This window comes from Aeromonas sp. 2HA2, from assembly GCF_029237345.1.
GTDB lineage: Bacteria > Pseudomonadota > Gammaproteobacteria > Enterobacterales > Aeromonadaceae > Aeromonas > Aeromonas salmonicida.
This window is the reverse complement of sequence record NZ_JAACGB010000022.1, coordinates 26,012-52,254: the sequence shown is the minus strand read 5'-3', so window position 1 is coordinate 52,254 and position 26,243 is coordinate 26,012. Positions and strand designations below refer to the sequence as shown.

The following is a 26,243-nucleotide window of genomic DNA, read 5'->3' as shown; positions in this document are numbered from 1 at the left end:
GATGCTGTGAGTGCCCACACAGATTGCTTGATTCAAATTGTTAAAGAGCGTCACGCTTGTCGCGTTGAGGAGGCGCATATTACGCTCCTCACTTCGAAAGTCAAGCGGTTGTTTTCGCTTTTCTTTCTGCGCCGGCTTCACAAGGAAACTGGCTCATCAGGTTGGCGTGTTCCGCCGTGCTGGTAGGGGCGCATTATAGGGAGCTGAATCTTTCTGGCAAGCAAAAACACTGTGTTTTATTGAGGAAGACGTTCAAGTGTTTAATCAATAGCCAGATCGTGCAAGATGCATCCATTTATGTGCCTCAGAAGAATCTCCATTTCCTTTTTACAGGCCAAGAACTCCGTTGATGCCTTTATAAGGATGCGACGCTTTATATAGGAAGGCAGAGAGGGATGAATAGAAAAGGGCCCTGTTGGGCCCTTCAATCGCGCTGTTACGGCAAATCAGATGGAGAAACTGGAACCACAGCCACAGGTCGTGCTGGCATTGGGGTTGGTCACTGTGAAGCGGGAACCTTCCAGGCCTTCGGTGTAGTCCACGCTGCCGCCTACCAGATATTGCAGGCTCATGGGATCGATCACCATGGTGACGCCACTCTTCTCGACTACAGTGTCCCCTTCATTGATCTTCTCATCAAAGGTGAAACCGTACTGGAAACCGGAGCAGCCACCACCCGTGATGTACACCCGCAACTTGAGCTCGGGATTTTCTTCTTCGGTGATCAGGTTCTTCACCTTGTTGGCTGCCGCATCCGTCATCTGGATTGGCAACGGGGCTTCTGCTACTGCACTCATTACTGACCTCACAACCGTTAAATCCACAAACATGGAAACCGCGAAATTATCTAATACCCGACTGTTTAGTTCAAGTATTCACCAATCTTCTTACTGCGCAGCAGGCGGAGCAACCAGGGGTTTGATCAGGTCACCCCATTCGGCCAGCAGCTCCTGGGCCGGCTGTCTGCCCTCTTTGCCAATAGTGACACGCACCCGGTCCGGTATAAAGCCTTCCGGCAGCTGCCAGTTGCCCTCCAGCAGCTGGAAGTAACGCAAGGCATAGCGCCCCTCGCCCACTTTCATGCCAAGCTCACGGCTACCGAGGGTCTTTGGTTTGTCACCCAGGCTGCCCTCTACCTTTATCTGTACCTGGCCGCGGAACAGCTCCCGCTTCTTGGCTGGCTGGGTCAGCGCCAAGCGGTAGTGATAACGGCCGGGGATACTGGTCTCCTGCAATGTGAGGTTATCGATCACCACCCCTACCTGTTCACCCGTGGGTCGCATGATCCGCTCGAAGAAGGCCAACTGGCGCTTCTGCTCCTGCACCTGGGCTTCCTGCTCCTTGAGCGTCTTTTGCAATTGCTCGAACGCGGCCCTCTGTGTGGCCAGCAGGGTATCCTTGATGGCAAGGTCGCTCTTGAGCTGACCTATCGCCTTGCCCTGACGCTCCAGGGTTTCTTGCTGCACCGACAGGAGGCTGCTCTGGGCCAGCTCCTGTCGATTACCGACGAAATAACCGATGAGCGCCCCCACGCACAGCACAGTCAACAACTTCAATATCTGGGACATAAGGCCTCTTTTATTACTACGCCATACAGCGGCCATGCTCCCTTCACTATACGCGACCCAACCGGATTCGCGCTGACATACAAGGAGTTAACTGGCAGTAGCGCCGCTGTCTCCCCGCTTTTGACGCGCAGCAAGCCGTAAAGTTCGCTCTAGGATCTGGGAATAGATGGGGCGCCCCCCCAGCCACTGGGCCACCAGAGTTGCTCCGACCGTGGTGATCATCATGGGCAGGATCAGCTGATAGTTATCGGTCATCTCGGTCACCAGCACTATCCCCGTGATGGGAGCACGCACAGTGGCGGCAAACAAGGCCCCCATGCCGGCGATGGCAAAGGCGCCGGGTTCGATGCCAAGCTCCGGAAAAGCCGCATGAAACAGATGACCAAACACCACGCCAAACAGGGTGCCAAGGGCCAGAGTCGGAGCAAACACGCCACCTGGGGCGCCAGAGCAGAAGCAGATAAGAGTGGCCACCAGCCGTACAGAGAATATGAGGAACAGGGTCGCCATTGCATACTCTCCGCCCATCAGATGGGGGATGAGCTCTGTCCCTCCGCCTGTCACCGATGGCGCAAACAGCGACAGTACGCCAAAGGTCCCCGCCACCAGCATGCCGATGGCCACGAAGCGATGACGCTTGTTCTGGTGCAGTGCCAGATAGCCATCCTGGCAGGCCAGCACCAGCTTGTTGAAGACAAAACCAAGCACCCCGAAGATAGCCCCCATAAAGAGGAACAGCCAAAGCGCCTTCAGTGCAGGGGCATCGTAGTGGGGCAAGGTGATCACCGCCCCCTGCCCTTTCATGTTCTGCAGCATCAGGGTTGCCATGATGGCGGAGATCCCCACCGCCTTGATGGCCAGAAAGGAGTAGCGAAACTGCGGCCGCATCTCTTCCATCACGAACAGGATCCCGGCCAGCGGTGCATTGAAAGCGGCGGCCAGACCACCCGCGGCACCGGCGGCCAGCAAAGCATGACCATGCTCCTTGGGTAGCCGGCAGATATCCGCCACCATCTTGCCAAGGTTGCCACCGATCTGCACCGAGGGTCCCTCCCGCCCCAGCACCATGCCGGAGCTCAGGGTACAGATGCCGCCGAAGAACTTGACCGGCAGCACCCGCCACCAGCGTACCGGACGCAGATCATCCATGGCCCCTTCGATTTCAGGGATCCCTGAGCCGCCCGCTTCCGGAGCAAAGGCATGGGTGAGAAAGTAACCGACAAAACCCAGCAAGGCGCTGAAGCCAAATCCGAGCAGACCGAGCTGCCACCAGCTGCGGTCGGCCAGCAGCTCGAGTCGCTGCTCGGCCAGCCAGTGCACACCGGATTCGAACAGCCCGCACACCAACCCTGCCAAGGTACCGACCAGGGCCGCCAGCAATAACACCAGCAGTGGCATCTTGTCCTGATGGATCATGCGCAGCAAGGCGGGGCTGCGTGGATAAGAGGGAGCGTCAGAAGAGGAGATAACTTGTTGTGCCATCTTGTTGCACCATGTTGGAAAGACCACATTTGTCTGCCTGGTGCGGAGCACCTGGCAGACAGCCCGGCTGCCCAGCACAGAGCCTTTCTGCTATAGTCGGCCCGTTTCATTTAGCACGGGGCAGGCCTGGGCCAGGTAACGAGAGCGCAAAGCATACCCCAGCTCCCCCTGGCTGCCGAGCCGCAATAGGCCGCATGCGCCTGTGCGACGACCAAAATCCCATTAAGGATGATCCATGTCAAAATCAGATCAGCTGTTTGAACAGGCCCGCCAGACCATTCCGGGTGGCGTCAACTCACCGGTCCGCGCCTTCAATGGGGTCGGCGGTACACCCCGCTTCATCGATCACGCCGATGGTGCCTACCTCTATGACGTGGATGGTCAGGCCTATGTGGACTACATCGGCTCCTGGGGCCCCATGCTGCTCGGTCACAACCACCCGGCCATCAAGGCTGCCGTCATCAAGGCAGTGGAGAAGGGTCTGAGCTATGGTGCGCCCACCGAGATCGAAGTGCTGATGGCCGAGAAGGTACGCCAGATTGTACCTTCCATGGAGCAGGTGCGGATGGTGAACTCCGGCACTGAGGCAACCATGAGCGCCATCCGGCTGGCTCGCGGTTACACGGGTCGCGACAAGATCGTCAAGTTTGAAGGCTGCTATCACGGCCACGCCGATTCCCTGCTGGTCAAGGCCGGCTCCGGCGCCCTCACTCTGGGTCAGCCCAACAGCCCGGGCGTGCCGGCCGACTTTGCCAAACACACCCTGACCTGCGTGTTCAACGACCTCGATTCGGTGCGAAAAGCCTTCACCCAGTACGGTTGCGATATCGCCTGCATCATAGTCGAGCCGGTCGCCGGCAACATGAATTGCATCCCGCCTGTGCCCGGTTTTCTGGAAGGGTTGCGCACCATCTGCGACGAGTTCGGTGCCCTATTGATCCTGGACGAGGTGATGACCGGCTTCCGTGTCTCGCTGCGCGGTGCTCAGGGTTACTACAACATAGACCCGGACCTTACCACTCTCGGCAAGATCATCGGTGCCGGCATGCCGGTTGGCGCTTTCGGCGGCAAGAAGAAGGTGATGCAGCATATAGCCCCGACCGGTCCGGTTTATCAGGCGGGTACTCTCTCCGGCAACCCGGTCGCCATGGCCGCGGGCCTGACCATGCTGGATCTGCTGCTGGAGCCGGGGCTCTATGAGCAGCTGAATGCCAAGACTGCCCGGGTTGCCGAGGGGCTGAAAACCGCTGCCGCCAAGCACGGTATCCCGCTCGCTATCAACTATGTGGGCGGCATGTTCGGCTTCTTCTTTACTAACGAGCCGGAGATCACCCGCTATGAGCAGGTTACCCGCTGCGACATGGAACGTTTCAAGCGCTTCTATCATCTGATGCTGGAAGAGGGTGTTTACCTGGCGCCGAGTGCCTACGAGGCAGGCTTCTTGTCACTGGCCCACGGCGACAAGGAGATCGAACATACCCTGGCCGCCGCCGAACGCAGCTTCGCCAAACTGGCGGGTTAATCCAGCCAGAGATTAACGAGAGGGCCCTTTACAGGCCCTTTTCTCTATCTGATGTGTCTGACTTCCCCCAGCGCCTCTTTCTGGTGCAGCTCTCTGCTCATCCCCTCTGTTTTGTCATCCCCTGGTGCAATATCCCATACCATCCCTGTCATAAAACGGGCCCACTATTTGCACATCTTCAGCAGGAGCCCACTTGACCGAGGTCCATATGGCAGAGATGAGCCCCATCGATGTGCTGCGGCGCTATCAGGAATACGAAACCGAACTGGCCCCCCTGTTGCTGGGGCTGCTCACCGCCCCCCGTGATTCCCTAAAGGGCTACCCCTTTATTCTGACCATAGGCCAGAGCAGTGAGTCTGCGAGGATCCTTCCCCCCGTACCCGCGCCACAGGCTCAGCTACGTCTGGTTGTGCAGGGTCATGGTCGGGAACTGACACTTTGCCTCAACCAGCTGATTGCCTGGCTGATGGGCGATCGTGAGCGGCGCCGCGCCATGCCCTGGTTCAAGGCTGTCTATGTGGTGCTGAGCATGGCGCTGTTTCTCATCGTCGCCACCCTGATATGGCATGGATTGGAGCAGCTCTATCTGCTGCTGTGCGGGGAGCAGCAGAACCAGCTAGGTGCCTTTAGCGCCATCATATTCCTGACCCTGGCGCTGGCGGTATTCGATCTGGGCAAGACGATTCTGGAGGAGGAGGTGCTGCTGCATAAGGACATCTTTCGCCACAGCGCCGTTCGCCGCACCATCACCCGCTTTATCGCCGCCATCCTGATTGCGGTCTCCATAGAGGGATTGTTGCTGCTGTTCAAAGGGTCGCTTGGCCAGAGCGAACTGCTCTGGCCTGCGGTAGGTGTGATGGGATGTGCCGTGGGACTGCTGCTGGCACTGGGGCTCTATGTGTTTCTGGGGGCCAAAGCCGAGGCAGCACTGGTCCAGGCTAACCTGCGATCTCCACCAGCCGGGGTTGAGCCTTGCGTCGCTCTGCCCGCCAGGAGGCGTACATGGTCCAGGAGGTATAGATGACGATAAAGGCCACCAGCCACTTCAACATTTCCATGTCCATGGACTGTACCAGCAGGGCAGCCAGCACCACGCCGATGGGGCCAAAAATTGCCACTGCCAGCACGGCCCTGGCATCAAAGGCCCCCTTGCGAATGAAGGTGCCCGCCGAGAAGACGCTGAGCACGGCGGTGGATCCCATCATGATGGGAAACGCCGCCATGGGGTTCATCCCCAGCAGATAGACGAGCGTCATGCAGGGGGCGAACAGCCCGATCCCCACATTCATCAAGACCCCGAAGATGAAATTGCCGAGCAGGGCAATTCCCAGCTTGTAACCTGTCAGCCCCATGGCATCGCCGCCGAGGGGGAACAGACCCAGCAAGCCCGCAAAGATAAAGCCGGCCACCACCAACAGAGAGACAGCCATCACCAGCCGTATGGTCTGACGATCAAATGAAGCCACATGACGCGCCCCCCATGCCGCCCCCGCAGCGGCTGCCACCATCATGCTAATGAGCGTGATCGGGTCCACCTTGACCACGCCGATAAAGATGAGGGACTGGGCAACCGTCGGCAGCACGCACTGGCCATTGAGGGTACCGGGTAGCAGCCGATCGTCGATCAACTTGAACTGCTTGAAGCAGGCTGTCTTCACGGCAAAGCTGCCAACCCCCAGGGTATCGAGAAAATTGGCAACAAATCCGATGGCGGCCACCGGCCAGAACGGGGTTGGCTCCAGTGAGCCCTGTTGCCGTTTATGCCACCAGGCCCGTACCAGCATGAAAACGAACGCCAGGGCACAGACGATGAATATCAGGCGTAAAAGATTAATTAGCATACCGACCTCTCCTGCAAGGGCCGGCGATTCTAAGGCAGCGGAAATTAAAAGTCCTGACCAGAATCAATCACGCCCCCATGCAAACGATTGTCTGGATAAAGCTCAGGCAAGCGAGTTCGAATGACTCTGCTAATACTTATCCATGAGGGCCAGCAGGCCTGGGGCCATCGGTGGTAGTCATGGTCATTTCGCGACGACCACAGTCATCGATGGGCAGTAGCCAAAAAGAAGGCCGGTGTAAACCGACCTTCTTTTTTTGATATTAGTCGGACGGATGCCCGGTACTGCGCCGCCGTGACCCCAAAGACAGCCTGAAGGCAAGCCAGCCGATCAACCCATCCGACAACCCAGTCAGCAACAACAAGGGCAAACAGAGCAGGGTCAGGCCCAAGGCGCCAACATAGACATCCGTCAACCAGTGGGCACCAGACAAAATACGGGGCGCCGAGAACAGCGGCACCATCAAGATGGCCAGCCCCCCAGCCCAGGGTGACAGATAACGCAGGGCGAAACCGGCAAAGATCATCAAAAACAGGGCATGATCGCCGGGGAAACTGTCGCTGGAGGAATCCTTGGTCGGGATCGTGCTGAGCTGGGTGACTCGCAGTGCATCCGCAACGGTCAGGGTAGGACTGGGACGACTGACCGGCAGCAGGTGACCAAACTGGTTGATAACCAGGGCCCCCAACAACATGACGATCCCCATGGCAACAAGGCGACGACGCTCCCCATCCTCAGAACGGAAAAAGCACATCGCCAGGATGAGCCCCATGCAGCCCAATACGAGCAGGTCAAACAGACGATTATTGGTCACGGCCACCACATCGGCCCACAACGAAGACTGGCCCAGCCAGCCATTGACCAGATGAAAGACGGCAAGATCCCACTGATCCCAGGGGCCATGGGCAGGCAAGGCGGCCCAACTGATGGCAATGAGGCCCCCAATCAAATAGCACGGCACGAACTTGCTCATGCAGACTCTCCTCTCCCAGAAAAAACGCGGCATTCTAGAACATAATGGGTGCGCTTTGAATCCTTAGCATTGGAGAGGGGATAACCGGACAAGGCGCTATTACAACCGGGCTGTGAAGGCGCCATATCGACACAAGCTCCACTGGATGACGGAACACTACCTTGGTCTGAACCAGGCTTGCAGCTAGTATGAGAGCTCTTTTTTAACGAGATGATGAGGAATATGCGCAGCTACCTTCGCATTATGCTGTTTGCCCTGGGTTTATTGGCCGGCGTTCAGGTACCGGGTCTGATCGACCTCTATTACCAGCGGCTGGATGCACGCCTGCAACAGGCCAACCTCAGCCTGGTGCCATTTCAGGGCACGGCGGATCAGCACTTCAACGGCGATCTGACCGCCCTGGTCAACCACTATCGCACCAACCCGGACCCCGTATTCGCCCGGGATGCCGTCAGTCTGCAACATCTGGTGAGCCAGCAGCAGATGCTGTTGCAGGAGAGTGCTTTCAAGGATCATCCCTGGTATCAGCAGCTGACACACCTGCTGCTGCGCGCCGATCCCCAACTCTGGCAAGATACCCTGCAAAACTACAGCTATCTGGTGCCGCTCAAACAGTCCGCCATCATCTGTGGCATGTCGGTGGGGTTCATCGCGGCCTTGCTGGGAGACCTGCTGCTCGGCCTCATACTGTTGCCGTTTCGAAAGCGACAACCGAGATCGCGCCATGCCCTGAGCTAACTGCAACCTATAAAAATCGCTACAGAGACCAAAGCAGAAGGGGCCTGATGGCCCCTTCTGCTTTTTCGCCAGCACTGTCACGCTCACAACTCGTATGGCAATCGCGACTCCGTCACCAGCCGATTGAGCGCCTGGACCACATGAGGATCGAACTGACTGCCGGAGCGGGACTGGATATATTCCATGGTCTGCGCCAGCGACCAGGGCTCCTTGTAGGGGCGCTTGCTGAGCAGAGCATCAAACACATCGACCACGGCCACGATACGTGCTGACAACGGGATCTGCTGGCCGGCCAGCTGCTCCGGGTAGCCCTTGCCATCGAAGTGCTCGTGATGACCACGGGCAATCTCGGCTCCCAGCGACAGGTAGCTGGTGCCTTCCACCATCTCGCCCGCCTTGTGCAATATGCTGGCCCCTATGTCTGCATGCTGCTCCATGATGACCCGCTCATCCGGCTCGAACCGGCCAGGCTTGTGCAGAATGTGGTCCGGTGTGCCGACCTTGCCGACATCGTGCAATATGCTGGCCATGCCGATCATGTCGACAAAGCCGGGAGTCAGTTCATTGGGGTAAGCACCCGCCTGCTGCATCTCGGCCACTATGGCATCGGAGAGTTTCTGTACTCGCAGCACATGTTCACCGGTATCAGAGTCACGAAACTCCGCCAGCGCAGCGAGCGCCACCACTGTTGCCTCCTGGGCACGCAGCAGCTGGTTGTAGAGATAGAGGTTGTCGTAAGCAGCTGAAATCCGCTGGCAAAATACATCCAGCAGATCGCACTCCAGAGGATCGAGAGGTTGGGTCGGCGTGAAGTTGAGCACGAACTCGCGACCATTCTGGGCCGCGATATAGAGGGCATCTTGCGGGTGCTCAAAGCGGTTTCGACGGTTGGCCAGCGCACTCATCACAGAGTCGTTCAACGCAGGAAAGGCAGCAAGGGATACACCATTGAGCAGAGATTCATAGTCACCTGTGGCCGCCAGCACTTCCAGTTCCTGAGAATCGGGCCTGCGTTCGACACAGATGGCTCCTTCAGTGCCAACATCCAGAATGGCGCTGATCTGTTTCAGTACGCCGGAGGCAAATTCCCGCAGGGAGTGCAGATGATAGAGATCCCCCGCACCTTCCAGGATCTTGCCAAGCCCCTGGCGACTCTTGTCGATGGCGCAGAGGGTCTCGTAGGAGCGTAAAGACGCTATGACAGTAGTGAAGAGCTTCTGCACCGTCAGCTCAGTCTTGGTCTTGTAGTCGTTGATGTCGTAGTCGAGGATCACCCGCTGCTCAGGGGCCTGACCGGGCTGGCCGGTGCGCAGCACTATGCGCACCAGGCTGTTGTGCATCTCGTTGCGGATCTGGTGTACCAATCGTAGACCGGCATCTTCGGTCTCCATCACCACATCCAGCAAGATGAGGGCGATACGTGGATTGGCCAGCAGCATTTGAGCCGCTTCGGCGCCACTGTAGGCATTGAGCAGTTCGAGGGGGCGGGACTTGTATTGAATGTTGGAAAGCGCCAATCGGGTAGCATGATGAATGTCCGGTTCATCGTCCACGATCAGTACCTGCCAGGGGTTGATCGCCTTGACCACCACGGCCTCATCATCATCCAGCTCTATGATGTCGTCATCCAGCCAGATTTCGTCCTTGTCTTGGGCACTGCTCATATCGTTCACGCCTCCAGGCGCTGCATGAGTGTATTGACAGTATGTACCATCAGGCCGTGATGGATCACAAGAACCCGCTGCGTTCTCCCCCTCGCCAATGGCCAGAAGGCAATAACGCTTGCCAGCTTATTCAAAAGGTTCAAGGTAGGCCTGAATCGCCTTCTTCAACCACGCCAGTACCTTGCCATGATAGGCGTTTTCCGACAGATAGACGCCGTAGTCACGCCATTGCAGACTGAATTTGTGCTTCAGGGTCAATAATTCCCCCTGCCGCAGCTGGCTCTGGATCAAGGGAGAAGGCAGCACGGCCCACCCCAGTCCATCCAGCACAGCATCCCGCATCAGTTCGAAGCTCGACAGACCTATATGTTGACCCCCTATAGGGAGCAGGCTCTTGACCGAAAATTCGTCCACGTAGGAGAGGGTGACCTGAGTATGGCCGGTCAAATCCTGCTGCAATACCCGCTTCAGACTGGCCAACGGGTGGCTGGGTGCCACCACCATCAGGGTACGGATAGGGTTGAGCACATCAATATTGAGACCGCTGCGCTCCTGCTCCTCCGTGATGAGACCGAAGGCGGCATCGACAAACCCCTCCTCCACCAGCGCTGGCAGTTCAGGGGGAGAAGCCAGCACCAGCGAGATACTGGTGCCGGGAAACTGGCGGCGCAGCGCCCCCAGCATGTCGCGCCACACCAGCTCGGGAATGGCATCATCCCGCGCCACCCGCAGCGCCACCTCGGCGCCGGAGGCATAGTGCTCGCACTTGAGCTTGAGGCTGTTGGCGGCCTGCAACAGCCGTTTGCAATCATCCAGCACCAGCTCACCGATCTCGGTCAATCGACTCTGGTTGGCACCCCGTTCAAAAAGTTCGACGCCAAGCTCTACCTCCAGCGCCGCAATCGCCGTGCTGACCGCACTGCGACTTTTGCCAAGACGACGAGCCGTGTTAGCAATGGAGCCACTGTTAGCTGATTCGACAAAGAGTTGTATCTGATAAAGCTTCATGACAACGGGCTGATGGCAGATTATCCAACGTTCACATTACCTCGCCTCCGTTTGGCAAGGCAAACCATTAGCGTCTGAATAATCGACGCTCAGCGATTCCTGACTCAAGTATCACTAGGGTTATCCTCTCATCCGTCTTAGCCACAGAAGGAAATTTTATGTTACTCAGTCGAATGCTTTTAGCCCGAATATTTTTGACGGCAGCCATTTTCACCGAGGTCGCGGGCACCTCAAGCATGGCCATGATCCCCGCCAATGATGCCGGCTGGATCAACTATCTGCCGATGTGGATCCTGATCACCGTCTCTTACATGTTGTTGGCCAAAGCCGCCAAAACAATCTCCATTGGTATTGCGTTTGCCCTGTGGGAAGGACTGGGGATCGGCTTGATCACCATCATCTCCATCCTGTTCCTGGGTTATGACCTCAACACGCAGGAGTTGATAGGTCTGGCATTGGCAATAGTGGGTATTGTTATGGTGACAATGGGTGAGACCCATGATGATCCGGCCCCCCGTCGCCGCAGACCCATTGCCCCCGTCAAGATTGAAGGTGCGGTATGAGCCCGATAGTCATCATACTCGGCGCCGCCCTGCTGGATATTGGCGCCAACATGGCGATCAATCGCTCGGTGGGTTTTCGTCATAAGGGTTGGGGTTTCTTCGGTATTCTGCTGGTGCTCTGCGCCTTCACCCTGCTCTCCGAAGCCGTGGGTACCGGCAAGATTGACCTTGCTGTCGCTTATGCCACCTGGGGTGCCATCGGCATTCTCGGTACGGCGCTTGGTGGCTTGCTGCTGTTTGGCGAGCGCCTCAAGCCCATCGGCTGGGTCGGCATAGTGGTCATGGCTGTCGCAGTGGCGCTGCTGACCACGGCTTGATGAACCTGACCCCACAATGAAAAAAGCCGCCCGGTCACAGACCGGGCGGCTTTTTTACTGGGAGCGACGGCATCACAGAAACGCTAGCTCACCTCGTACAGCTCCAGCGGCAGACCGTCTGGATCGGAGAAAAAGGTAAAGCGTTTGCCGGTCAATTCATCCACCCGCACCGGCTCCACCTCTATCTGATGATGCTGCAAATGCCGCACGACCCTGTCCAGGTCGCTCACCCTGAACGCCAGATGGCGCAGGCCACAGGCCTCCGGGCGTGAGGGACGCTCAGGGGGAGCCGGAAAGCTGAACAGCTCCAGCTGACTGCCATCGGGCAGCCCCAAGTCCAGCTTCCAGGATTGGCGCGCCTCACGCAGGGTTTCAGCAATGATGGGCAGCCCCAACACCTGGTGATAGAAGTGACGCGAGCGGTCGTAGTCGCTGGCGATGATGGCCACATGGTGGATGGCGTCAAACAATGGCAAAGACATGAGGACTCCAGTCAAACGGGCAGCCTGCGCTGCCCGTTTCATCTATCAGTTGAAGAAACCACCGAACCAGTCATCCAGTGCGCTGCGGGGCGACGGGCTGCTGCAGCTCATGGGCTCGGCCAGTCCGGCCAGCTTGGCAGGCACCTGCAGGCTGCCCGGGCAATCACTGGCCACTCTGGCCCCGCTGGCGCGGGAGAAGTTGGCCCAGCTCACCCCTTGCGGCATCTTGATGGCAAGGCTGTTGACGCCACGCTGGCCCATGTAACCGCTAAACAGTTGCAGGGCCCCGTTGGAGCCTGTCAGCCCCGCCGGTGTGTTGTCGTCACGCCCCACCCAGACACTGACCAGCTCGTTGTTGTCCAGCCCTGCAAACCAGGAGTCACGCAGCTCGTTGGTGGTGCCTGTCTTGCCCGCCATGGTGGCACCGGGGAACTTGGCGTTGAGTGAGCGGGCCGTGCCCTGGCTCACCGTCTTGGTCATGGCAAACAGGGTGAGCCAGCTGGCCTGCTCGTCCGTGACCCGCTTGGCGGTCTGATCATGTTGATAGAGAGTACTGCCATCGCTGTTGACCACGGCGCGGATGGCCGACAAGGGCTGGGTCATCCCCTGGTTGGCGATGGGCAGATACATCTGGTTCACCTCCATGGGTGAGAGTGCCACAGCACCCAACACCAGCGACGGATAGGGCTGGATCTCCTGCTCTACCCCCAGCTTGTGCAATGTGTCCACCACCTTCTCCAGCCCTACTTGCAGACCCAGGTTGACAGTTGGCACGTTGAGGGAGCTGGCCAGCGCATCCATCAAGGGCACGCTCTGGCGGAACTTGCGATCATAGTTCTGCGGTGTCCAGAGCTGGCCATCCTTGCCACGGATGCGGATCGGTTGGTCCTTGAGCGGACTCGCCAACGTCAGGCCGTTGGAGAGGCCGGTCAGATAGACGGCAGGCTTGACCAGAGAGCCAATCTGCCGGCGGGCATCCAGCGCCCGGTTGAAACCGGCGTAGCGCGGATCCCGGCCCCCCACCAGTGCAACCACTTCACCCTTGTGCCAGTCGGAGACCACCATGGCCGCCTCCAGCTTCTTCTTGCCACGCTGCTTCTCGATGAGTGCCAGTCCCGATGCGACCGCCTGCTCGGCGGCATGCTGGGCGATGGGATCCAGGCTGGTGAAGATCTTGAGGCCGGACTGCTTGAGCAGATCAGGCCCGAAACGGCTCTGGATCTCGCGCTTGAGCAGGCCCATGAAGGCCGGGGTTCGGCCATAGCTCATCTGGCCACGGGTAATGATGCCAAGGGGCTGCTTGCTGGCCAGTTCGTACTCTGCCGCTTGCAGGCTGCCGTGATCCATCAGCAGCTTGAGCACCAGATCACGACGGGCTTTGGCCCGCTCCGGGAAGCGCCAGGGATCGTAATAGGAGGGTCCCTTCACCAGCCCCACCAGCAGGGCCACCTGATCGATGTCCAGCTCGTTGACCGGAATGCCGAAGTAGAAGTAGGAAGCGAGCCCGAAGCCATACACCCCCTGGGAGAAGTTCTGCCCCAGATAGACCTCGTTGAGATAGGCCTCCAGGATCTCGTCCTTGCTATAGCGGTAGTCAATCAGCACCGCCATATAGGCTTCCTGCAGTTTGCGCCACAGGCTGCGTTCGCGGGTCAGGAAGAAGTTCTTGGCCAGCTGCTGAGTCAAGGTACTGCCCCCTTGCACGGTGCGACCGGCCAGCACGTTGACCACCATGGCACGCATGATGGCCACCGGCGAGACGCCGCCATGCTGGTAAAAGTCGCGATCCTCAGTGGTCAGCAGCGTGATGAGCAGGCTGTCCGGCACCTCGGCGATGCGCACCAGCAGACGATCTTCCCGATCCTCGGTATTGAGGCGGTCGAGCAGTACCGGGTCCATCTGGGCATAACCGAGTTGACGCTGGTTCTCCAGCGACTGGATCCCTTCCAGGCGAGCGCCACTGAAGGTAAGGCGCAGGCCACGGGCACCGTCGGCGCCGTCATGGAAGGCGAATGGACGGCGGATGAGCTCGATACGATTGCCACTCACTGCGTACTCGCCCGGAGTATGGGGCTGACGCACCTGCTTGTAGCTCAGCATGTTGAGCTCGCGCAGCATCTGAGCCTGGGAGAGGCGCTGGCTGGGATAGAGCTCCAGCGGACGACTGTAAACCATCACCGGCAGTTGCCACTTCTCCCCGTCAAAGCGCTCGCGCACCTTGGTATCGAGATAGATGCCAAATACCACCATGAAGGCCGCCACCACCAGGGAGAGCTTGAAGCCAAGCCAGAACAGCTTGCGCCAGATGGTGCGTTTGGGCGCCACCTTCTTGGGTGTGCGCTTGCGTCGTTGCGTTGCCATGAATCCTCTTTGCTATTCGTTATATCGCCATCGCGGGCATGATTACCGATCGACCCATGCCGTCGACCCGACGAAAACCAAGGCTTTCGTCCCTGAACTCGTTTTTACTCTGTTGTCAGGCCCCTGATATGGCTCTGACCTTAATGGGAGAGGTTAATCCTGCAATCCCATCTTCTTCTTGGTGACCCTGGTTGGCATGGCTTCCAGCGGGTTATCCGGCCAGTAGTGACGAGGATAACGCCCCTTCATCTCTTTTTTTACCAAGGCGTAGGAGCCCGCCCAGAAGGCGGCGAGATCGGCGGTGATCTGCAGCGGCCGCTGGGCCGGGGAGAGCAACTCCACCACCAGCGCCACCCGTCCATCGGCCACGCACGGGGTTGTGCCTTGCCCGAACATCTCCTGAATACGCACCGGGATCACAGGCGCCTGGCCCGGCTGATAACGGATGCGTACCCGGCTGCCGGTCGGTGCCGTGAAATGGCTCGGCAACGCCTCATCCAGCCGTTTGGGCAGCGGCCAGGACAGGGATTGACGCAGCACGTCGCAGAGATTGAGCCTTTTTAGCTGCTCCAGCCGGGTCATGCCACTCACCACAGGCAGCAACCACGCCTCGAGGCCCGCCAGCAGGCTTTCGTCGTCCATGGCAGGCCAGCCATCATCCGGCAGCCAGTCGCGGGCGCAACGCAATCGGGCCAGCAGCCCTTCACTCTGCTCATCCCAGGGCAACACATGCAGCCCCTTGCGACGTATGCCCTGCAGCAAACAGCGCCCCTTCTGTTCATCGGTCAGGTCGGTCAGCGGCCGTTGGCTCAGCACCAGTTCGCCGATCACCTGCTGGCGCTCGGCCCGTACCCGCTCCTCCCGCTCGTCCCAGTCGAACCACTGGCGCTCGCTTACCAGCTCCGGCAGCTGGCGCGCCAGCTCGTCCAGCTCCACCGGCTCGGCGATGAAGATGCGACTGCCACGATCGTTTTGCCCCATCTCGATGGCGATCAGGGCCCCTTGTCCCTGGCATGGATGACCTTCTACCAGATCGCAGCTCACCCCACCACTGAGTTGATAGCGGCTGCCGCTACGCAGTTTGCCGATCCGATCCGGCCAGGCGAGGGCGCAGAGCAACCCGAGCCACTCCCCTCGGGATTGGCGTTGAGAAGCGTCGGACCTGACACCGAGGCGTTCGAACCAGCGGGCCGCCCCCTGACGCAGGGCGCCCTGTCGGCGATGAAACAGCACGGAGAGGCGCTCCGATCCTCGCAGATCTTCTTCCAGCAGCGCTACCAGGAAAGCCGCATCGGCGACAATCCCTGTCAGACCCTCTGCTTCCAGCTCGCGGGCTCGCAGCAGCATGCGCGCCAACCGAGGGTGCGTGCCGAAGGCCGCCATGGCGCGGCCGGCGGGGGTAAGTTGTTGCTCACCCTCCGGCGTCATGGCGCCCAGGCTGACCAGCAACCGCTGGGCGCTGGCCACGGCGGCGGCGGGAGGCATGTCCAGCAGCGGCAGGCTCTCTACTTTTGCCCCCCACTGGGCGGCATCCAGCAGCAGACCTGTCAGCTCCTGGGTCAGAATGTCGGGCGGACTCTGCTCGGCGAGCCGCTCCTGCACCTCGCCGCTCCAGAGTCGGTAGCAGACCCCGGGACCGAGACGGCCAGCACGGCCCGCCCGCTGGGTGGCCGACGCCCTGGCGATCTGGCGGGTCTCCAGCCGGGTGACGCCACTTTTCAAATCAAAGCTGGCGCGCCGCTCCAATCCGCTGTCGATGACCAAACTGATGCCTTCGATGGTAAGGGAGGTCTCAGCCACATTGGTGGTGAGCACCAGCTTACGCTGACCCGCAGGGGCCGGCTCGATGGCTGCCTGCTGGGCCGCCATGTCGAGGCGGCCATAGAGGGGGGCCAGGCGCACGTCATCCGGCAAGCGCCCCTCCAGCCATTGCGCCAGCCGCTCTATCTCCCCCTGGCCTGGCAAGAACACCAGAGCACTGCCGGTATGGCTGGCCAGCGCTTCCAGCACCACTGCGCCCACCTGAGGATCCAGCCACTGCTGACGGTTGGCGGGACGGTAGTGGTAGTCGATGGGAAAGCCGCGCCCTTCGGAGCGGATGACGGGAGCATGGGGCAACAGACTCTCGAGCGCCATGCCATCCAGGGTGGCGGACATGATGAGCAGCTTGAGATCATCCCGCAGCCCCTGCTGGCTCTCGATGGCAAACGCCAGCGCGGTATCCGCATGCAGGCTGCGCTCGTGGAACTCATCGAAAATGACCAGGGAAATGCCGCTGAGCTCGGGATCCTGCTGCAACATCCGGGTCAGCACCCCCTCGGTGACGATCTCGAGCCGGGTAGCTGAACTGGTGCGGCTCTCGCCGCGTACCCGCAGGCCAATGCGCTCGCCCACCTTCTCCCCGAGCTGGCGCGCTAGAAAGCCCGCTATGTTGCGCGCCGCCAGACGTCTGGGCTCCAGCATGATGATGCGACCGGGCAACCGGTTCTGGCGCACCAGCTCCAGAGGCAGTAGGGTCGATTTGCCCGCGCCGGGGGGCGCCTGCAGGATCACGCTGGCGTGGTTGTCGATGGCGGCAAAGAGTGCGGGCAGCACCGACACTATGGGGAGAGAAGACAAAGGGATCAGCACCTTCTTGTTGCAAGCCGTAAAACGGCGCCTATTCTGCCACAGCCTGCCCGGCCACCGTGAGTGGATGTCGGCCGGCGAGACAAGAGCGGACGGCTGCCATAGAATGGGCCACCCGTCCGCATCAAAGAGGCACCCTCACCCGAATGGCCAAACTCTTCTTTGCCCTGCCCGCCGAGGCGCTGGCCGCCGATATCGTCGCCTGGCGCGATCAACTGCCCTGGCCGGGCCAGCCGGTCCCCGCCGCCAACCTCCACCTGACGCTGGCCTTTCTGGGTGAAGCGGATCAGGTCACCACTGCCCGCCTGATGGCCGCCGCTGAACGTCAGCACTGTCCACCCCTTGTCATCACCCTCGATGAAACCGGCTGGTTCAGCCGCGCCAAGGCGGCCTGGGTGGGCCCCAAAGCATGGCCCAACGAGCTCAATGTACTGGCCAGGGCCCTGCGCCGTCACGGTGAAAAGCTGGGGCTTGGCAACGGCGAGCAGGGCTATCGCCCCCACGTCACCCTGTCACGCAAGGCGGGCGAGGCCCCCGCAGATCTGCCAGCACCTGACTTTGTGTTGCAGGCAGACCACTTCTGCCTCTATCAGTCGGTCACGGCGCCGGACGGGGTTCGCTATGAACCGCTCGCCTGCTGGCCCCTGCGCGCCAGAGAGAAGATGGCGTCGTGACAGTCGCCCGCCCTCGCTTCCTGCCTATAAAAAAGAGAACCGCACCATGATCTTCGATCCCCCCCTGCAGTCCGGGCAGCTCATCTCCCGCTACAAGCGCTTCCTGACCGATGTGCAGCTCGACAATGGTGAGGTGATCACCATTCACTGCGCCAATACCGGCGCCATGACCGGCTGCGCCGACCTTGGTACCCGGATCTGGTACTCCACCTCCGACAATCCCAAGCGCAAGCTGCCCCATAGCTGGGAGATCGCCGAGAGCCCGGCGGGCCACTTCATCTGCGTCAACACGGCGCGCGCCAACCAGATAGCCCGCGAGCTGATCGAACAAGGGGCACTGGCTCCGCTCACCGGTTATGCAAGGCTGCGCACCGAGGTGAAATATGGCGAAGAAAACAGTCGCATCGACCTGCTGCTGGAAGATGACGGCAAGCCGGATTGCTACATAGAGGTCAAGTCGGTAACCCTGCTCGATGAGCGGGAGCAGCCCGGCATGGGCTACTTTCCCGATGCGGTCACTGTCCGCGGTGCCAAGCACTTGCGTGAATTGATGGTCATGAAGGCAGCAGGTCACAGAGCCGTGCTGTTATTTATGGTTTTACACTCCGGAATCGTGAGAATGCGCCCTGCAGCACACATAGATCCGCACTATAGTCTGCTTATTGAGCAAGCAATGACGGCAGGGGTTGAAATTTTATGCTATCGACCCCATGTTGGGGTGCAGAGCATGGTGGCCCAAGATTTTATCCCGTTTGAATCTTGTCACCTGCTACCCGAGGGCAGCGAATAAATGTAGGTGTGGGTAACATAATTGGTACGGCTTGTTTGCCTACGCGTTACCCTTCTGCTATAGATGTCGCCCTCAATTTATGGATGGCACGGGTAGCGTGCTGAATTAGGAGACAGGGCATGCCAACAGGCGAAAACAGGAAATCTCTGGGCCCCCTGGCCGTTGCGGGTGTGGCGCCTTACCAGGAAAAACCGGGTGAGGAGTACATGAATGACCAACAAAAGGCACATTTTCGCAAGATCCTGGGAGCCTGGCGCAATCAACTGATGCAGGAAGTTGACCGCACCGTTGACCATATGAAGGATGAGGCAGCCAACTTTCCGGATCCCGTGGATCGTGCCGCGCAGGAAGAAGAGTTCGCTCTTGAACTGCGTACCCGCGACCGTGAGCGCAAGCTGATCAAGAAGATTGAGAAGACCTTGGTGCTGCTCGAAGACGATGACTTCGGTTACTGCGAACACTGCGGTATCGAGATCGGCATCCGTCGTCTGGAAGCCCGTCCGACAGCCGACCTCTGTGTCGACTGCAAGACACTCGCTGAAATCAAGGAAAAACAGATGGCCGGTTGATACCGACCACTGGCATAACTGAAAATAGGGAGCTTGCAGGCTCCCTTTTTTATTGAGCTTTTCGCTGGGGCGTCCCAGAATGCAGCCTCAATGAACCGTTTGCCCGAATTGCCATGTCCGTGAATACAGTCCCGTCTCCCCAGACTCGCCCTTATATAGGCCGCTTTGCTCCCTCCCCGTCAGGCCCGCTCCACTTTGGTTCCCTGATAGCGGCGCTCGGCAGTTTCTTGCAGGCCAGGGCGCAACAAGGACGCTGGCTGGTGCGGATCGAAGATATAGATCCGCCACGGGAGATGGCCGGTGCCGCCCCTCTTATCCTGCAGACACTGGAGGCCCATGGCCTTGAGTGGGATGGGGAGGTGATGTACCAGAGCCAGCGCCACGGCCGCTATGACGACGTCATAGCGCAGCTCTATCAGGCAGGGGATCTCTACTGGTGCCGCTGTACCCGGCGCGAGATCATGGCAGGTGGCGGCTTTTACAACGGTCACTGCCGCGCACTGGGGCTGGCGGCAGAAGGTTGCGCCGCCCGGCTGCGCCAGCGCCATCCCGTCTACCATTTCGACGATGCGCTGCAGGGACACGTCTCTGTGCCCGCCGGTCTTGCCGATGAGGACTTCATCATTCGCCGCCGGGACGGCCTCTATGCCTATAACCTGGCTGTGGTGGTAGATGACATGGACTGCGGCATCACTGAGATAGTGCGCGGCGCCGATCTGCTGGAGCCCACGGTGCGCCAGATTGCCCTCTACCAGACCCTGGGGGCAAACGTGCCCGCCTGGGTACACCTGCCGCTGGCGGTGCTGGCGGATGGCCACAAACTGTCGAAGCAGAACCATGCTCCGGCACTGGCGCTGGATGAGGTCAGGCCAGCCCTGTGGCAGGCACTCACGTTTCTCGGCCAATGCCCGCCACCCGAGCTGATGGCAAGCAGGATTGACGAGATGATTAGCTGGGGTATTGCCCACTGGCGGCTCGACCAAGTCCCATCCAGAGAGAAGATCAGCCTGGGCTCTCTGACATAGACAGCACAAATTTTTATTTAGCCAAGCCTGAAATTGTTGAATGAAGCACATCGTTTTTCATTTGGTCAGGCCTGAGCTATGATAGGCCGCTATTTTTTGGCCTCCCGTCAATTTAGAAGTCATGAAGAGGTGTACCATTTTTTCCCAGATCGCAAACTTTTGCCGCAAGGTGCTCGGCAAGGAAGACGGCGAGCAGTCGGTGGAGTCTCCCATCCCAGCCCACGTAACCGGGCAGCGTCGTACTTTAAGCCGTGACCAGCACCCTATCTCGCGCAAAGAGATCAGCGAGAATGCGCTCAAGGTGCTCTATCGCCTGAACAAGGGTGGCTATGATGCCTACCTGGTCGGCGGAGGTGTCCGGGACATTCTGCTCGGGAGAACGCCAAAGGATTTCGACATTGCCACCAACGCAACGCCGGAGCAGATCAAGGCGCTGTTCAGCAACTGCCGCCTGATTGGCCGCCGCTTCCGCCTGGCCCACATCGTCTTTGGTCGTGACGTGATCGAAGTGGCCACCTTCCGGGGTCACCACCATCAGGTCAATACCAGCAAGCATGTATCGGCCCAGTCTGATGAAGGTATGCTGCTGCGCGACAACGTCTACGGCACCATCGAAGAGGATGCCGAGCGCCGCGACTTTACCGTCAATGCCCTCTACTACAGTGCCCGGGATTTCACCCTGCACGATTTCGAAGGTGGCATAGAGGATCTCGCCCAGCGCAAACTGGAGCTGATCGGCGACCCCGAGACCCGCTATCGCGAGGATCCGGTGCGGATGCTGCGCGCCATGCGTTTTGCCGCCAAGCTGGACATGACCATCAGCCCGCGCAGCGCCGCCCCCATCAAGGAGCTGGCCCCGCTGCTGCAGGATATTCCGCCCGCCCGTCTGTTTGAGGAGACGCTCAAGCTGTTCCTGGCTGGTGATGGTCTGGCGACCTACAAGCTGATGCGTGAATACGGGCTGTTCCAGCCGCTGTTCCCGCAAGTGGCCGTCCTGTTCACCCCGCACGGCACCTCGCCGTTCGAGCAGTTCATCGAGCTGGCGCTGATCGATACCGATACCCGGGTGCGGGAAGACAAACGGGTCACCCCCGCCTTCCTCTACGCCACCCTGCTATGGGGCTGTGTCGAAGCCCGTGCCCGCGTGCTGGAAAACGAAAGCGGCCTGCCCTGGCACGACGCCTTCATGCTGGCGATCAACGAGGTGCTGGACAATCAGGTACGTATCATCGCAGTACCACGCCGCTTCACCACGGATGTCCGCGACATCTGGGCACTGCAGCAGCGCCTGACCCGCCGTCAGGGCCGTCATCCCGAGCGTGCCATGGAGCACCCGAAATTCCGCGCCGCCTACGACTTCCTGTTGCTGCGCAACCGGGTCGAGCGAGGCCTTGGCGAGCTCGCCAGCTGGTGGGAACGTTATGTGGAGTCCAACCCTGACGTACGCCCGCAACTGCAACGGGAAGCAACCCGCCGCCCTGCGAGCGGCGAGCATGCCCAAGCCGGTGAACCCCGCAGCGGTGACGGCGAGAAACGTGATAGCAACAGTCGCAGCCGTCGTCGCCCGCGCCGTCGCAAACCGAAAGCGGCGCAGTGACCACCAGCGTCATGACCGAAGTCTTCGTTGCCATCGGCTCCAATCTGGCTGACCCACTCGGTCAGGCTCGCCGCGCCGTCGCCGCACTGGCGGCGCTGCCGGAGTCCGAGTTGCAACAGGCTTCCTCATTTTACAGCAGCCGCCCCATGGGCCCTGCGGATCAGCCGGACTACGTCAATGCCGTAGTGCGGCTGACGACCCGGCTAGGCCCTTTGGCCTTGCTGGATCAATTGCAAAAAATCGAGCTGGAACAGGGACGTGTGCGCAAGGATGAGCGTTGGGGCCCGAGAACCCTGGATCTGGATCTGCTGCTCTATGGCGATCAGATCATAGGGCACGAGCGCCTCGTCGTTCCCCATTACGGCATGAAGGAGCGGGAGTTCGTGCTGCTGCCCCTGGCCGAGATTGCGCCCGCTCTGGTGCTGCCGTGCGGCACCCCGCTCGCGGAACTGGTTGCCCGCTGCCCGACCAATGATCTTGCCATCATTGCCCCCGGTGCAGACGTTTAGGAGCCCTGAAACGTTATGAGCAAGATCACCACAGCCAGCCTGCTGAAGATGAAGCAGGACGGCCAAAAAATCACCGCCATCACCGCCTATGATGCCAGCTTCGCCAAGCTGTTCGACGATGAGGGCGCCCACGTGCTGCTCATCGGCGATTCCTTGGGCATGGTGCTGCAAGGGGGTCAGGATACCCTGGCCGTCAGCGTGGATGAAATGGTCTATCACACCCGTTGTGTCACTCGTGGTGCCAGCAATGCACTGATCATCGCAGACATGCCGTTCATGAGCTATGCCACCCCGGAGCAGACCTACCAGACAGCCGCTCGCCTGATGGCGGCCGGTGCCCGCATGGTGAAGATGGAAGGGGGCGACTGGCTGTGTGACAGCATTCGCCACCTGACCCGCAACGGCGTGCCTGTCTGTGGTCACCTCGGTCTCACACCCCAGTCCGTCCATGTGTTTGGCGGCTTCAAGGTGCAGGGGCGTGACGAGTATCAGGCCCAGGAGATCTACCGTCAGGCGCTCTGCCTGCAAGAAGCCGGCATCCAGCTGCTGGTGCTCGAGTGCGTGCCGGTCGCCCTGGCCGAGCGCATCACCAAGGCACTGCGGATCCCGGTGATCGGCATTGGTGCAGGCCCGGCCACCGACGGCCAGATCCTGGTGATGCACGATGCCTTCGGCATCACCTCCGGTTATGTGCCCAAGTTCACCAAGAACTTCCTGGCCGAAACCGGTGACATGCATGCCGCCATCCGGCTCTATGTGCAACAGGTGAGCGAGGGTACCTTCCCCGGTCCGGAGCACAGCTTCAACTGATCCAGGCCTCATGGACGGCAACGGGGGCGAAAGCCCCCGTTTCGCCATTCATGGCAGGCTGATTTAATCCGTATCCCTTTGATTTATTAACCCATATCTCTTTGATTAATCCGAAGGTGCACTGCTGATGTTGGTCGTTAACAATCCTCTCGTTTTACGTGAACAGATTAGCCTTTGGCGCCGTGAAGGGCGTTCCATCGCATTCGTGCCCACCATGGGCAATCTGCATCAGGGCCATCTCACCCTGGTTGAGCAGGCGCACAGCCACGCCGAGAAGGTGGTGGTCAGCATCTTCGTCAACCCGATGCAGTTCGACAAAGCCGAAGATCTCGCCAACTATCCGCGCACCCTGGAGCAGGATTGCGCTGCGCTGGAAGCTGCCGGCGTCGACCTGGTGTTCACCCCGACGCCGGAGATCATGTATCCGCAGGGACTGGCCAGCCAGACCTTCGTCGAAGTGCCGGGTCTCTCCGGCTTGCTGGAAGGGGCGCTGCGCCCGGGCCATTTTCGTGGCGTCAGTACCGTAGTGACCAAGCTGTTCAACCTGGTACAACCGGATGTCGCCTGTTTCGGCCAGAAGGATTACCAGCAGCTGGCGCTCATTCGCAAGATGGTGGCCGACATGGCCATGCCCATCGAGATCGTCGGCGTGCCCACGGTGCGGGCCGAAGACGGTCTGGCGCTCTCGTCACGCAACGGCTATCTGACGACGGCCGAGCGTGCGCTGGCACCCGAGCTGGCGCGTACCATGAACTGGATTGCCGAGCAGATTGAAGGAGGCGATCACCACCTGCCCTCCTTGGTGGCCCAGGCCAGCCAGCGTCTCGACAACGCAGGTTTTCGCACCGACGCCATCGACATCGTCGATGCCACTACCCTGGAGTCGGCCACCGACAAGAGCCGGCATCTGGTGATCCTGATGGCGGCTTACCTGGGCAAGGCCCGTCTCATCGACAACCGAGTGGTGACGCTCAGCGTCTGAGCAACCCCGATCAGGAGAACTACATGTCCAAGAAGGTTTATTGCATCGCCCAGTTCCTGCCCAAGCCCGGCCAGGAGCAGGCCTTGTTTCAGGTGTTGCAGACACTCGAGCCAAACACGCTGCGGGAAGATGGCTGCCAGCAGTACATTGTCACCCGCCATATCCCCAGCCCCTTTGCCGAAGGGGAGAGCTTCCCCATCGTCTTCAATGAGATCTGGCGTGACATGGCCAGCTTCGAGGCCCACTGCCAGCGCGCCGAGATCAAATCCTTCTTCGAGCGTTACTGCCTGGCCGAGGATGGCCTGGCTGCCAAGTGGAACGTCTGCGTCTACAGCGACGAACCGGCGCAATATGACGCTCCCCTCCTCCGGGGCTAACCCTCATGCAGTAAAAAGGCGCCAACAGGCGCCTTTTTCATGGTTGCAACTCAGTGCCGCAATCCGGTCCCCCGGGAAATAAGCCACCAGGCCAACCCGTAGAGCGCGACTATGAAGCCAATGATGATGAGGTAGGCGGTGCCGAGCGGCACATCGGAGATACCGAGGAAGCCGTAACGGAAGGCGTTCACCATGTAGATGATAGGGTTCACCTGGGAGACCCCCTGCCAGAAGGGCGGCAGCAGGCTGATGGAGTAAAACACCCCGCCCAGATAGGTAAGCGGCGTCAGCACGAAAGTGGGGATGATGCTGATGTCGTCAAAAGTCTTGGCAAATATCGCATTGATGAGGCCGCCCAGGGAAAACAGGATCGAGGTGAGCAGCACGGTGAAGCAGACGCTGAACAGGTGATGGATCTGCAACGGCACGAAGAACAGCGACACCAGAGTGACGATGAGACCGACACAGATACCCCGCGCCACGCCACCACCCACGTAACCGGCGATGATGATGTAGTTGGGCACAGGGGCTACCAGCAACTCTTCCACGTTGCGCTGGAACTTGGCGCTGAAGAAGGAGGAGGCGACGTTGGAGTAAGAGTTGGTGATCACCGACATCATGATGAGACCGGGCACGATGAACTCCATGTAACTGAAGCCCCCCATGTCACCGATGCGCGAGCCGATGAGGTTGCCGAAGATGACAAAGTAAAGGCTCATTGTGATGGCGGGCGGCACCAGAGTCTGGATCCAGATCCGGGTGAAGCGGCTTATCTCCTTGGCCAGAATGCTCTTGAAGGCGATGTAGTAGGTGGTCAAATTCATGCTTTTCTCCCCTCCTCGACCAGGTTGACGAACAACTCTTCCAGTCGGTTGGCCTTGTTGCGCATACTCAGCACCTGCACTTGCTGGCTAGACAACTGCTCGAACAGGCTGTTGAGGGACTGGCTCTTTTCCAGATCCACTTCCAGGGTGCGTTCATCCTGCATGCGGCCGTTGAACTCGGGCACGTTTGGCACGGCGGATCCCGGCGCCAGATCCAGCATGAAGGTCTCGCGGCCCAGCTTGCCCAGTAGGTTTTTCATGCTGGTGTTCTCGATCAGCCGACCCTTGTCGATGATGCCGATGTTGCGGCACAGCATCTCGGCCTCTTCCAGATAGTGGGTGGTGAGAATGATGGTTACGCCCTGTTCGTTGAGCTCTTTGAGGAAGGTCCACATGGAGCGGCGGATCTCGATATCCACCCCGGCGGTCGGTTCATCCAGGATCAGCAGTCTGGGCTCATGCATCAGGGCGCGGGCTATCATCAGCCGGCGCTTCATGCCGCCGGAGAGGGTGCGGGCCGGCATGTCGCGTTTGTCCCACAGATCGAGCTGGCGCAGGTACTTCTCGGCGCGGATCTTGGCTTCCGCCCTGGGCACGCCGTAGAAACCGGCCTGATGGGTGACTATCTGACTCACCTTCTCGAACTGGCTGAAGTTGAACTCCTGCGGTACCAGGCCGAGCTGGGCCTTGGCCTGTTCGAGATCGCTGTCGATGTCGTAGCCAAACACCTTCACCTTGCCGGCGCTCTTGTTCACCAGTGAACTGATGACACCTATGGTGGTGGACTTGCCCGCGCCGTTCGGGCCGAGCAGGGCGAAGAAATCCCCCTGCTTGACGGTGAGATCTATGCCTTTAAGGGCTTCGACGCCCCCCTGATAGGTCTTTTTCAGGCCGCTGATTTCCAATGCGTTCATTGCAACCTCTGTGATGGCGGATCCC

At 59.7% G+C, this 26,243-nt stretch carries 26 protein-coding genes; 14 read left to right on the top strand and 12 right to left on the bottom strand.

The genetic code is table 11. From position 1 onward, the window contains the following. Nucleotides 1-446: 446 nt before the first annotated feature. The 3 genes from erpA to clcA all read right to left on the bottom strand — a co-directional run bounded on the left by erpA (nucleotide 447) and on the right by clcA (nucleotide 3,050). Nucleotides 447-797, bottom strand: a complete 351-nt coding sequence (gene erpA / locus GWQ29_RS20540; protein WP_005313135.1) for an iron-sulfur cluster insertion protein ErpA — start codon at nucleotides 795-797, stop codon at nucleotides 447-449. Between the two features lie 90 nt (nucleotides 798-887). After that, a complete protein-coding gene (locus GWQ29_RS20535; protein ID WP_265463083.1) occupies nucleotides 888-1,568 on the bottom strand; it encodes a DUF6776 family protein in 681 nt (226 codons plus the stop codon). An 87-nt stretch (nucleotides 1,569-1,655) separates the two neighbouring features. Next, nucleotides 1,656-3,050 (bottom strand): H(+)/Cl(-) exchange transporter ClcA, encoded by a 1,395-nt coding sequence (clcA, locus tag GWQ29_RS20530; RefSeq protein ID WP_275920215.1) that lies wholly within the window; start codon nucleotides 3,048-3,050, stop codon nucleotides 1,656-1,658. 235 nt (nucleotides 3,051-3,285) lie between these two features. On the opposite strand from clcA, the gene hemL reads away from it, so the two are divergent. Continuing rightward, nucleotides 3,286-4,572, top strand: coding sequence for a glutamate-1-semialdehyde 2,1-aminomutase (hemL, locus tag GWQ29_RS20525; protein ID WP_275920214.1), 1,287 nt, complete (start codon nucleotides 3,286-3,288; stop codon nucleotides 4,570-4,572). 208 nt (nucleotides 4,573-4,780) lie between these two features. Continuing rightward, the gene (locus tag GWQ29_RS20520; RefSeq protein WP_275920216.1) at nucleotides 4,781-5,596 is read left to right on the top strand and encodes a hypothetical protein; all 816 of its coding nucleotides are present in this window, start codon (nucleotides 4,781-4,783) and stop codon (nucleotides 5,594-5,596) included. Here GWQ29_RS20520 and GWQ29_RS20515 read toward each other — a convergent pair. Both GWQ29_RS20515 and GWQ29_RS20510 read right to left on the bottom strand, forming a co-directional pair. Next, complete coding sequence (locus GWQ29_RS20515) at nucleotides 5,511-6,413, bottom strand: sulfite exporter TauE/SafE family protein (RefSeq protein WP_275920213.1); 903 nt, start codon at nucleotides 6,411-6,413, stop codon at nucleotides 5,511-5,513. The genes GWQ29_RS20520 and GWQ29_RS20515 overlap by 86 nt on opposite strands. Before the next feature lie 262 nt (nucleotides 6,414-6,675). Continuing rightward, nucleotides 6,676-7,386, bottom strand: a complete 711-nt coding sequence (locus GWQ29_RS20510; RefSeq protein ID WP_275920212.1) for a phosphatase PAP2 family protein — start codon at nucleotides 7,384-7,386, stop codon at nucleotides 6,676-6,678. 210 nt (nucleotides 7,387-7,596) lie between these two features. On the opposite strand from GWQ29_RS20510, the gene GWQ29_RS20505 reads away from it, so the two are divergent. Then, complete coding sequence (locus GWQ29_RS20505; protein ID WP_275920211.1) at nucleotides 7,597-8,124, top strand: DUF2937 family protein; 528 nt, start codon at nucleotides 7,597-7,599, stop codon at nucleotides 8,122-8,124. 83 nt (nucleotides 8,125-8,207) lie between these two features. Here GWQ29_RS20505 and GWQ29_RS20500 read toward each other — a convergent pair whose 3' ends face one another. Continuing rightward, on the bottom strand, nucleotides 8,208-9,788 hold the full coding sequence (locus GWQ29_RS20500; RefSeq protein WP_275920210.1) for a DUF3369 domain-containing protein: 1,581 nt from the start codon (nucleotides 9,786-9,788) through the stop codon (nucleotides 8,208-8,210). A 126-nt stretch (nucleotides 9,789-9,914) separates the two neighbouring features. Continuing rightward, nucleotides 9,915-10,796 carry a LysR family transcriptional regulator gene (locus tag GWQ29_RS20495; protein WP_005313161.1) on the bottom strand — a complete coding sequence of 294 codons (882 nt, stop codon included), beginning with the start codon at nucleotides 10,794-10,796 and terminating at the stop codon, nucleotides 9,915-9,917. 158 nt (nucleotides 10,797-10,954) lie between these two features. Here GWQ29_RS20495 and GWQ29_RS20490 point away from each other — a divergent pair, with 158 nt between their 5' ends. Together GWQ29_RS20490 and GWQ29_RS20485 are read left to right on the top strand one after the other, a co-directional pair. Next, entirely contained in the window at nucleotides 10,955-11,359 is a 405-nt protein-coding gene (locus GWQ29_RS20490; RefSeq protein ID WP_063639046.1) for an SMR family transporter, read from the top strand. Further along, nucleotides 11,356-11,676 carry an SMR family transporter gene (locus tag GWQ29_RS20485; protein ID WP_058395897.1) on the top strand — a complete coding sequence of 107 codons (321 nt, stop codon included), beginning with the start codon at nucleotides 11,356-11,358 and terminating at the stop codon, nucleotides 11,674-11,676. The genes GWQ29_RS20490 and GWQ29_RS20485 overlap by 4 nt, the downstream gene beginning before the upstream one ends. Nucleotides 11,677-11,759: 83 nt before the next feature. Here the strand turns inward: GWQ29_RS20485 and GWQ29_RS20480 are convergent, their stop codons facing one another. The 3 genes from GWQ29_RS20480 to hrpB form a co-directional block, all read right to left on the bottom strand. Beyond that, nucleotides 11,760-12,158: a VOC family protein gene (locus GWQ29_RS20480; RefSeq protein ID WP_275920209.1), complete on the bottom strand. Its 399-nt coding sequence runs from the start codon at nucleotides 12,156-12,158 to the stop codon at nucleotides 11,760-11,762. Between the two features lie 45 nt (nucleotides 12,159-12,203). Further along, complete coding sequence (mrcB, locus tag GWQ29_RS20475; protein ID WP_275920208.1) at nucleotides 12,204-14,519, bottom strand: penicillin-binding protein 1B; 2,316 nt, start codon at nucleotides 14,517-14,519, stop codon at nucleotides 12,204-12,206. Nucleotides 14,520-14,672: 153 nt separating this feature from the next. Next, nucleotides 14,673-17,138: an ATP-dependent helicase HrpB gene (gene hrpB / locus GWQ29_RS20470; RefSeq protein ID WP_275920207.1), complete on the bottom strand. Its 2,466-nt coding sequence runs from the start codon at nucleotides 17,136-17,138 to the stop codon at nucleotides 14,673-14,675. 155 nt (nucleotides 17,139-17,293) lie between these two features. Here hrpB and thpR point away from each other — a divergent pair, with 155 nt between their 5' ends. From thpR to GWQ29_RS20425, 9 genes are all read left to right on the top strand, one after another. Continuing rightward, the gene (thpR, locus tag GWQ29_RS20465) at nucleotides 17,294-17,821 is read left to right on the top strand and encodes an RNA 2',3'-cyclic phosphodiesterase (RefSeq protein WP_275920206.1); all 528 of its coding nucleotides are present in this window, start codon (nucleotides 17,294-17,296) and stop codon (nucleotides 17,819-17,821) included. Between the two features lie 46 nt (nucleotides 17,822-17,867). Then, nucleotides 17,868-18,611: a DNA/RNA nuclease SfsA gene (gene sfsA / locus GWQ29_RS20460; RefSeq protein WP_275920205.1), complete on the top strand. Its 744-nt coding sequence runs from the start codon at nucleotides 17,868-17,870 to the stop codon at nucleotides 18,609-18,611. A gap of 119 nt (nucleotides 18,612-18,730) precedes the next feature. Beyond that, nucleotides 18,731-19,180: an RNA polymerase-binding protein DksA gene (gene dksA, locus GWQ29_RS20455; protein WP_005313182.1), complete on the top strand. Its 450-nt coding sequence runs from the start codon at nucleotides 18,731-18,733 to the stop codon at nucleotides 19,178-19,180. Nucleotides 19,181-19,293: 113 nt separating this feature from the next. Beyond that, a complete protein-coding gene (gene gluQRS, locus GWQ29_RS20450; RefSeq protein WP_169046742.1) occupies nucleotides 19,294-20,205 on the top strand; it encodes a tRNA glutamyl-Q(34) synthetase GluQRS in 912 nt (303 codons plus the stop codon). Between the two features lie 121 nt (nucleotides 20,206-20,326). Beyond that, on the top strand, nucleotides 20,327-21,802 hold the full coding sequence (pcnB, locus tag GWQ29_RS20445; RefSeq protein ID WP_275920204.1) for a polynucleotide adenylyltransferase PcnB: 1,476 nt from the start codon (nucleotides 20,327-20,329) through the stop codon (nucleotides 21,800-21,802). 11 nt (nucleotides 21,803-21,813) lie between these two features. Further along, complete coding sequence (gene folK, locus GWQ29_RS20440; RefSeq protein ID WP_111588076.1) at nucleotides 21,814-22,311, top strand: 2-amino-4-hydroxy-6-hydroxymethyldihydropteridine diphosphokinase; 498 nt, start codon at nucleotides 21,814-21,816, stop codon at nucleotides 22,309-22,311. 15 nt (nucleotides 22,312-22,326) lie between these two features. Further along, entirely contained in the window at nucleotides 22,327-23,121 is a 795-nt protein-coding gene (gene panB, locus GWQ29_RS20435; protein WP_087756443.1) for a 3-methyl-2-oxobutanoate hydroxymethyltransferase, read from the top strand. Nucleotides 23,122-23,248: 127 nt separating this feature from the next. After that, nucleotides 23,249-24,103 (top strand): pantoate--beta-alanine ligase, encoded by an 855-nt coding sequence (panC, locus tag GWQ29_RS20430; RefSeq protein ID WP_059168926.1) that lies wholly within the window; start codon nucleotides 23,249-23,251, stop codon nucleotides 24,101-24,103. 23 nt (nucleotides 24,104-24,126) lie between these two features. Next, entirely contained in the window at nucleotides 24,127-24,480 is a 354-nt protein-coding gene (locus tag GWQ29_RS20425) for a putative quinol monooxygenase (RefSeq protein WP_275920203.1), read from the top strand. A 50-nt stretch (nucleotides 24,481-24,530) separates the two neighbouring features. Here the strand turns inward: GWQ29_RS20425 and GWQ29_RS20420 are convergent, their stop codons facing one another. Continuing rightward, nucleotides 24,531-25,304 carry an ABC transporter permease gene (locus GWQ29_RS20420; protein WP_005313201.1) on the bottom strand — a complete coding sequence of 258 codons (774 nt, stop codon included), beginning with the start codon at nucleotides 25,302-25,304 and terminating at the stop codon, nucleotides 24,531-24,533. Next, nucleotides 25,301-26,218 (bottom strand): ABC transporter ATP-binding protein, encoded by a 918-nt coding sequence (locus GWQ29_RS20415; protein ID WP_005313204.1) that lies wholly within the window; start codon nucleotides 26,216-26,218, stop codon nucleotides 25,301-25,303. Before GWQ29_RS20415 ends, GWQ29_RS20420 begins: the two co-directional genes overlap by 4 nt. Between the last annotated feature and the right edge of the window lie 25 nt (nucleotides 26,219-26,243).

What these genes read in the sequence shown, in the direction of transcription:
- erpA (WP_005313135.1), bottom strand. Translation starts at nt 797, where the DNA reads ATGAGTGCAGTAGCAGAAGCCCCGTTGCCAATCCAGATGACGGATGCG.
- GWQ29_RS20515 (WP_275920213.1), bottom strand. Translation starts at nt 6,413, where the DNA reads ATGCTAATTAATCTTTTACGCCTGATATTCATCGTCTGTGCCCTGGCG.
- panB (WP_087756443.1), top strand. Translation starts at nt 22,327, where the DNA reads ATGAGCAAGATCACCACAGCCAGCCTGCTGAAGATGAAGCAGGACGGC.
- GWQ29_RS20480 (WP_275920209.1), bottom strand. Translation starts at nt 12,158, where the DNA reads ATGTCTTTGCCATTGTTTGACGCCATCCACCATGTGGCCATCATCGCC.
- hemL (WP_275920214.1), top strand. Translation starts at nt 3,286, where the DNA reads ATGTCAAAATCAGATCAGCTGTTTGAACAGGCCCGCCAGACCATTCCG.
- clcA (WP_275920215.1), bottom strand. Translation starts at nt 3,050, where the DNA reads ATGGCACAACAAGTTATCTCCTCTTCTGACGCTCCCTCTTATCCACGC.
- panC (WP_059168926.1), top strand. Translation starts at nt 23,249, where the DNA reads ATGTTGGTCGTTAACAATCCTCTCGTTTTACGTGAACAGATTAGCCTT.
- GWQ29_RS20415 (WP_005313204.1), bottom strand. Translation starts at nt 26,218, where the DNA reads ATGAACGCATTGGAAATCAGCGGCCTGAAAAAGACCTATCAGGGGGGC.
- GWQ29_RS20500 (WP_275920210.1), bottom strand. Translation starts at nt 9,788, where the DNA reads ATGAGCAGTGCCCAAGACAAGGACGAAATCTGGCTGGATGACGACATC.
- GWQ29_RS20495 (WP_005313161.1), bottom strand. Translation starts at nt 10,796, where the DNA reads ATGAAGCTTTATCAGATACAACTCTTTGTCGAATCAGCTAACAGTGGC.
- GWQ29_RS20420 (WP_005313201.1), bottom strand. Translation starts at nt 25,304, where the DNA reads ATGAATTTGACCACCTACTACATCGCCTTCAAGAGCATTCTGGCCAAG.
- gluQRS (WP_169046742.1), top strand. Translation starts at nt 19,294, where the DNA reads ATGTCCGTGAATACAGTCCCGTCTCCCCAGACTCGCCCTTATATAGGC.
- sfsA (WP_275920205.1), top strand. Translation starts at nt 17,868, where the DNA reads ATGATCTTCGATCCCCCCCTGCAGTCCGGGCAGCTCATCTCCCGCTAC.
- pcnB (WP_275920204.1), top strand. Translation starts at nt 20,327, where the DNA reads ATGAAGAGGTGTACCATTTTTTCCCAGATCGCAAACTTTTGCCGCAAG.
- GWQ29_RS20505 (WP_275920211.1), top strand. Translation starts at nt 7,597, where the DNA reads ATGATGAGGAATATGCGCAGCTACCTTCGCATTATGCTGTTTGCCCTG.
- GWQ29_RS20485 (WP_058395897.1), top strand. Translation starts at nt 11,356, where the DNA reads ATGAGCCCGATAGTCATCATACTCGGCGCCGCCCTGCTGGATATTGGC.
- GWQ29_RS20535 (WP_265463083.1), bottom strand. Translation starts at nt 1,568, where the DNA reads ATGTCCCAGATATTGAAGTTGTTGACTGTGCTGTGCGTGGGGGCGCTC.
- dksA (WP_005313182.1), top strand. Translation starts at nt 18,731, where the DNA reads ATGCCAACAGGCGAAAACAGGAAATCTCTGGGCCCCCTGGCCGTTGCG.
- GWQ29_RS20520 (WP_275920216.1), top strand. Translation starts at nt 4,781, where the DNA reads ATGGCAGAGATGAGCCCCATCGATGTGCTGCGGCGCTATCAGGAATAC.
- thpR (WP_275920206.1), top strand. Translation starts at nt 17,294, where the DNA reads ATGGCCAAACTCTTCTTTGCCCTGCCCGCCGAGGCGCTGGCCGCCGAT.
- mrcB (WP_275920208.1), bottom strand. Translation starts at nt 14,519, where the DNA reads ATGGCAACGCAACGACGCAAGCGCACACCCAAGAAGGTGGCGCCCAAA.
- folK (WP_111588076.1), top strand. Translation starts at nt 21,814, where the DNA reads ATGACCGAAGTCTTCGTTGCCATCGGCTCCAATCTGGCTGACCCACTC.
- GWQ29_RS20490 (WP_063639046.1), top strand. Translation starts at nt 10,955, where the DNA reads ATGTTACTCAGTCGAATGCTTTTAGCCCGAATATTTTTGACGGCAGCC.
- GWQ29_RS20425 (WP_275920203.1), top strand. Translation starts at nt 24,127, where the DNA reads ATGTCCAAGAAGGTTTATTGCATCGCCCAGTTCCTGCCCAAGCCCGGC.
- GWQ29_RS20510 (WP_275920212.1), bottom strand. Translation starts at nt 7,386, where the DNA reads ATGAGCAAGTTCGTGCCGTGCTATTTGATTGGGGGCCTCATTGCCATC.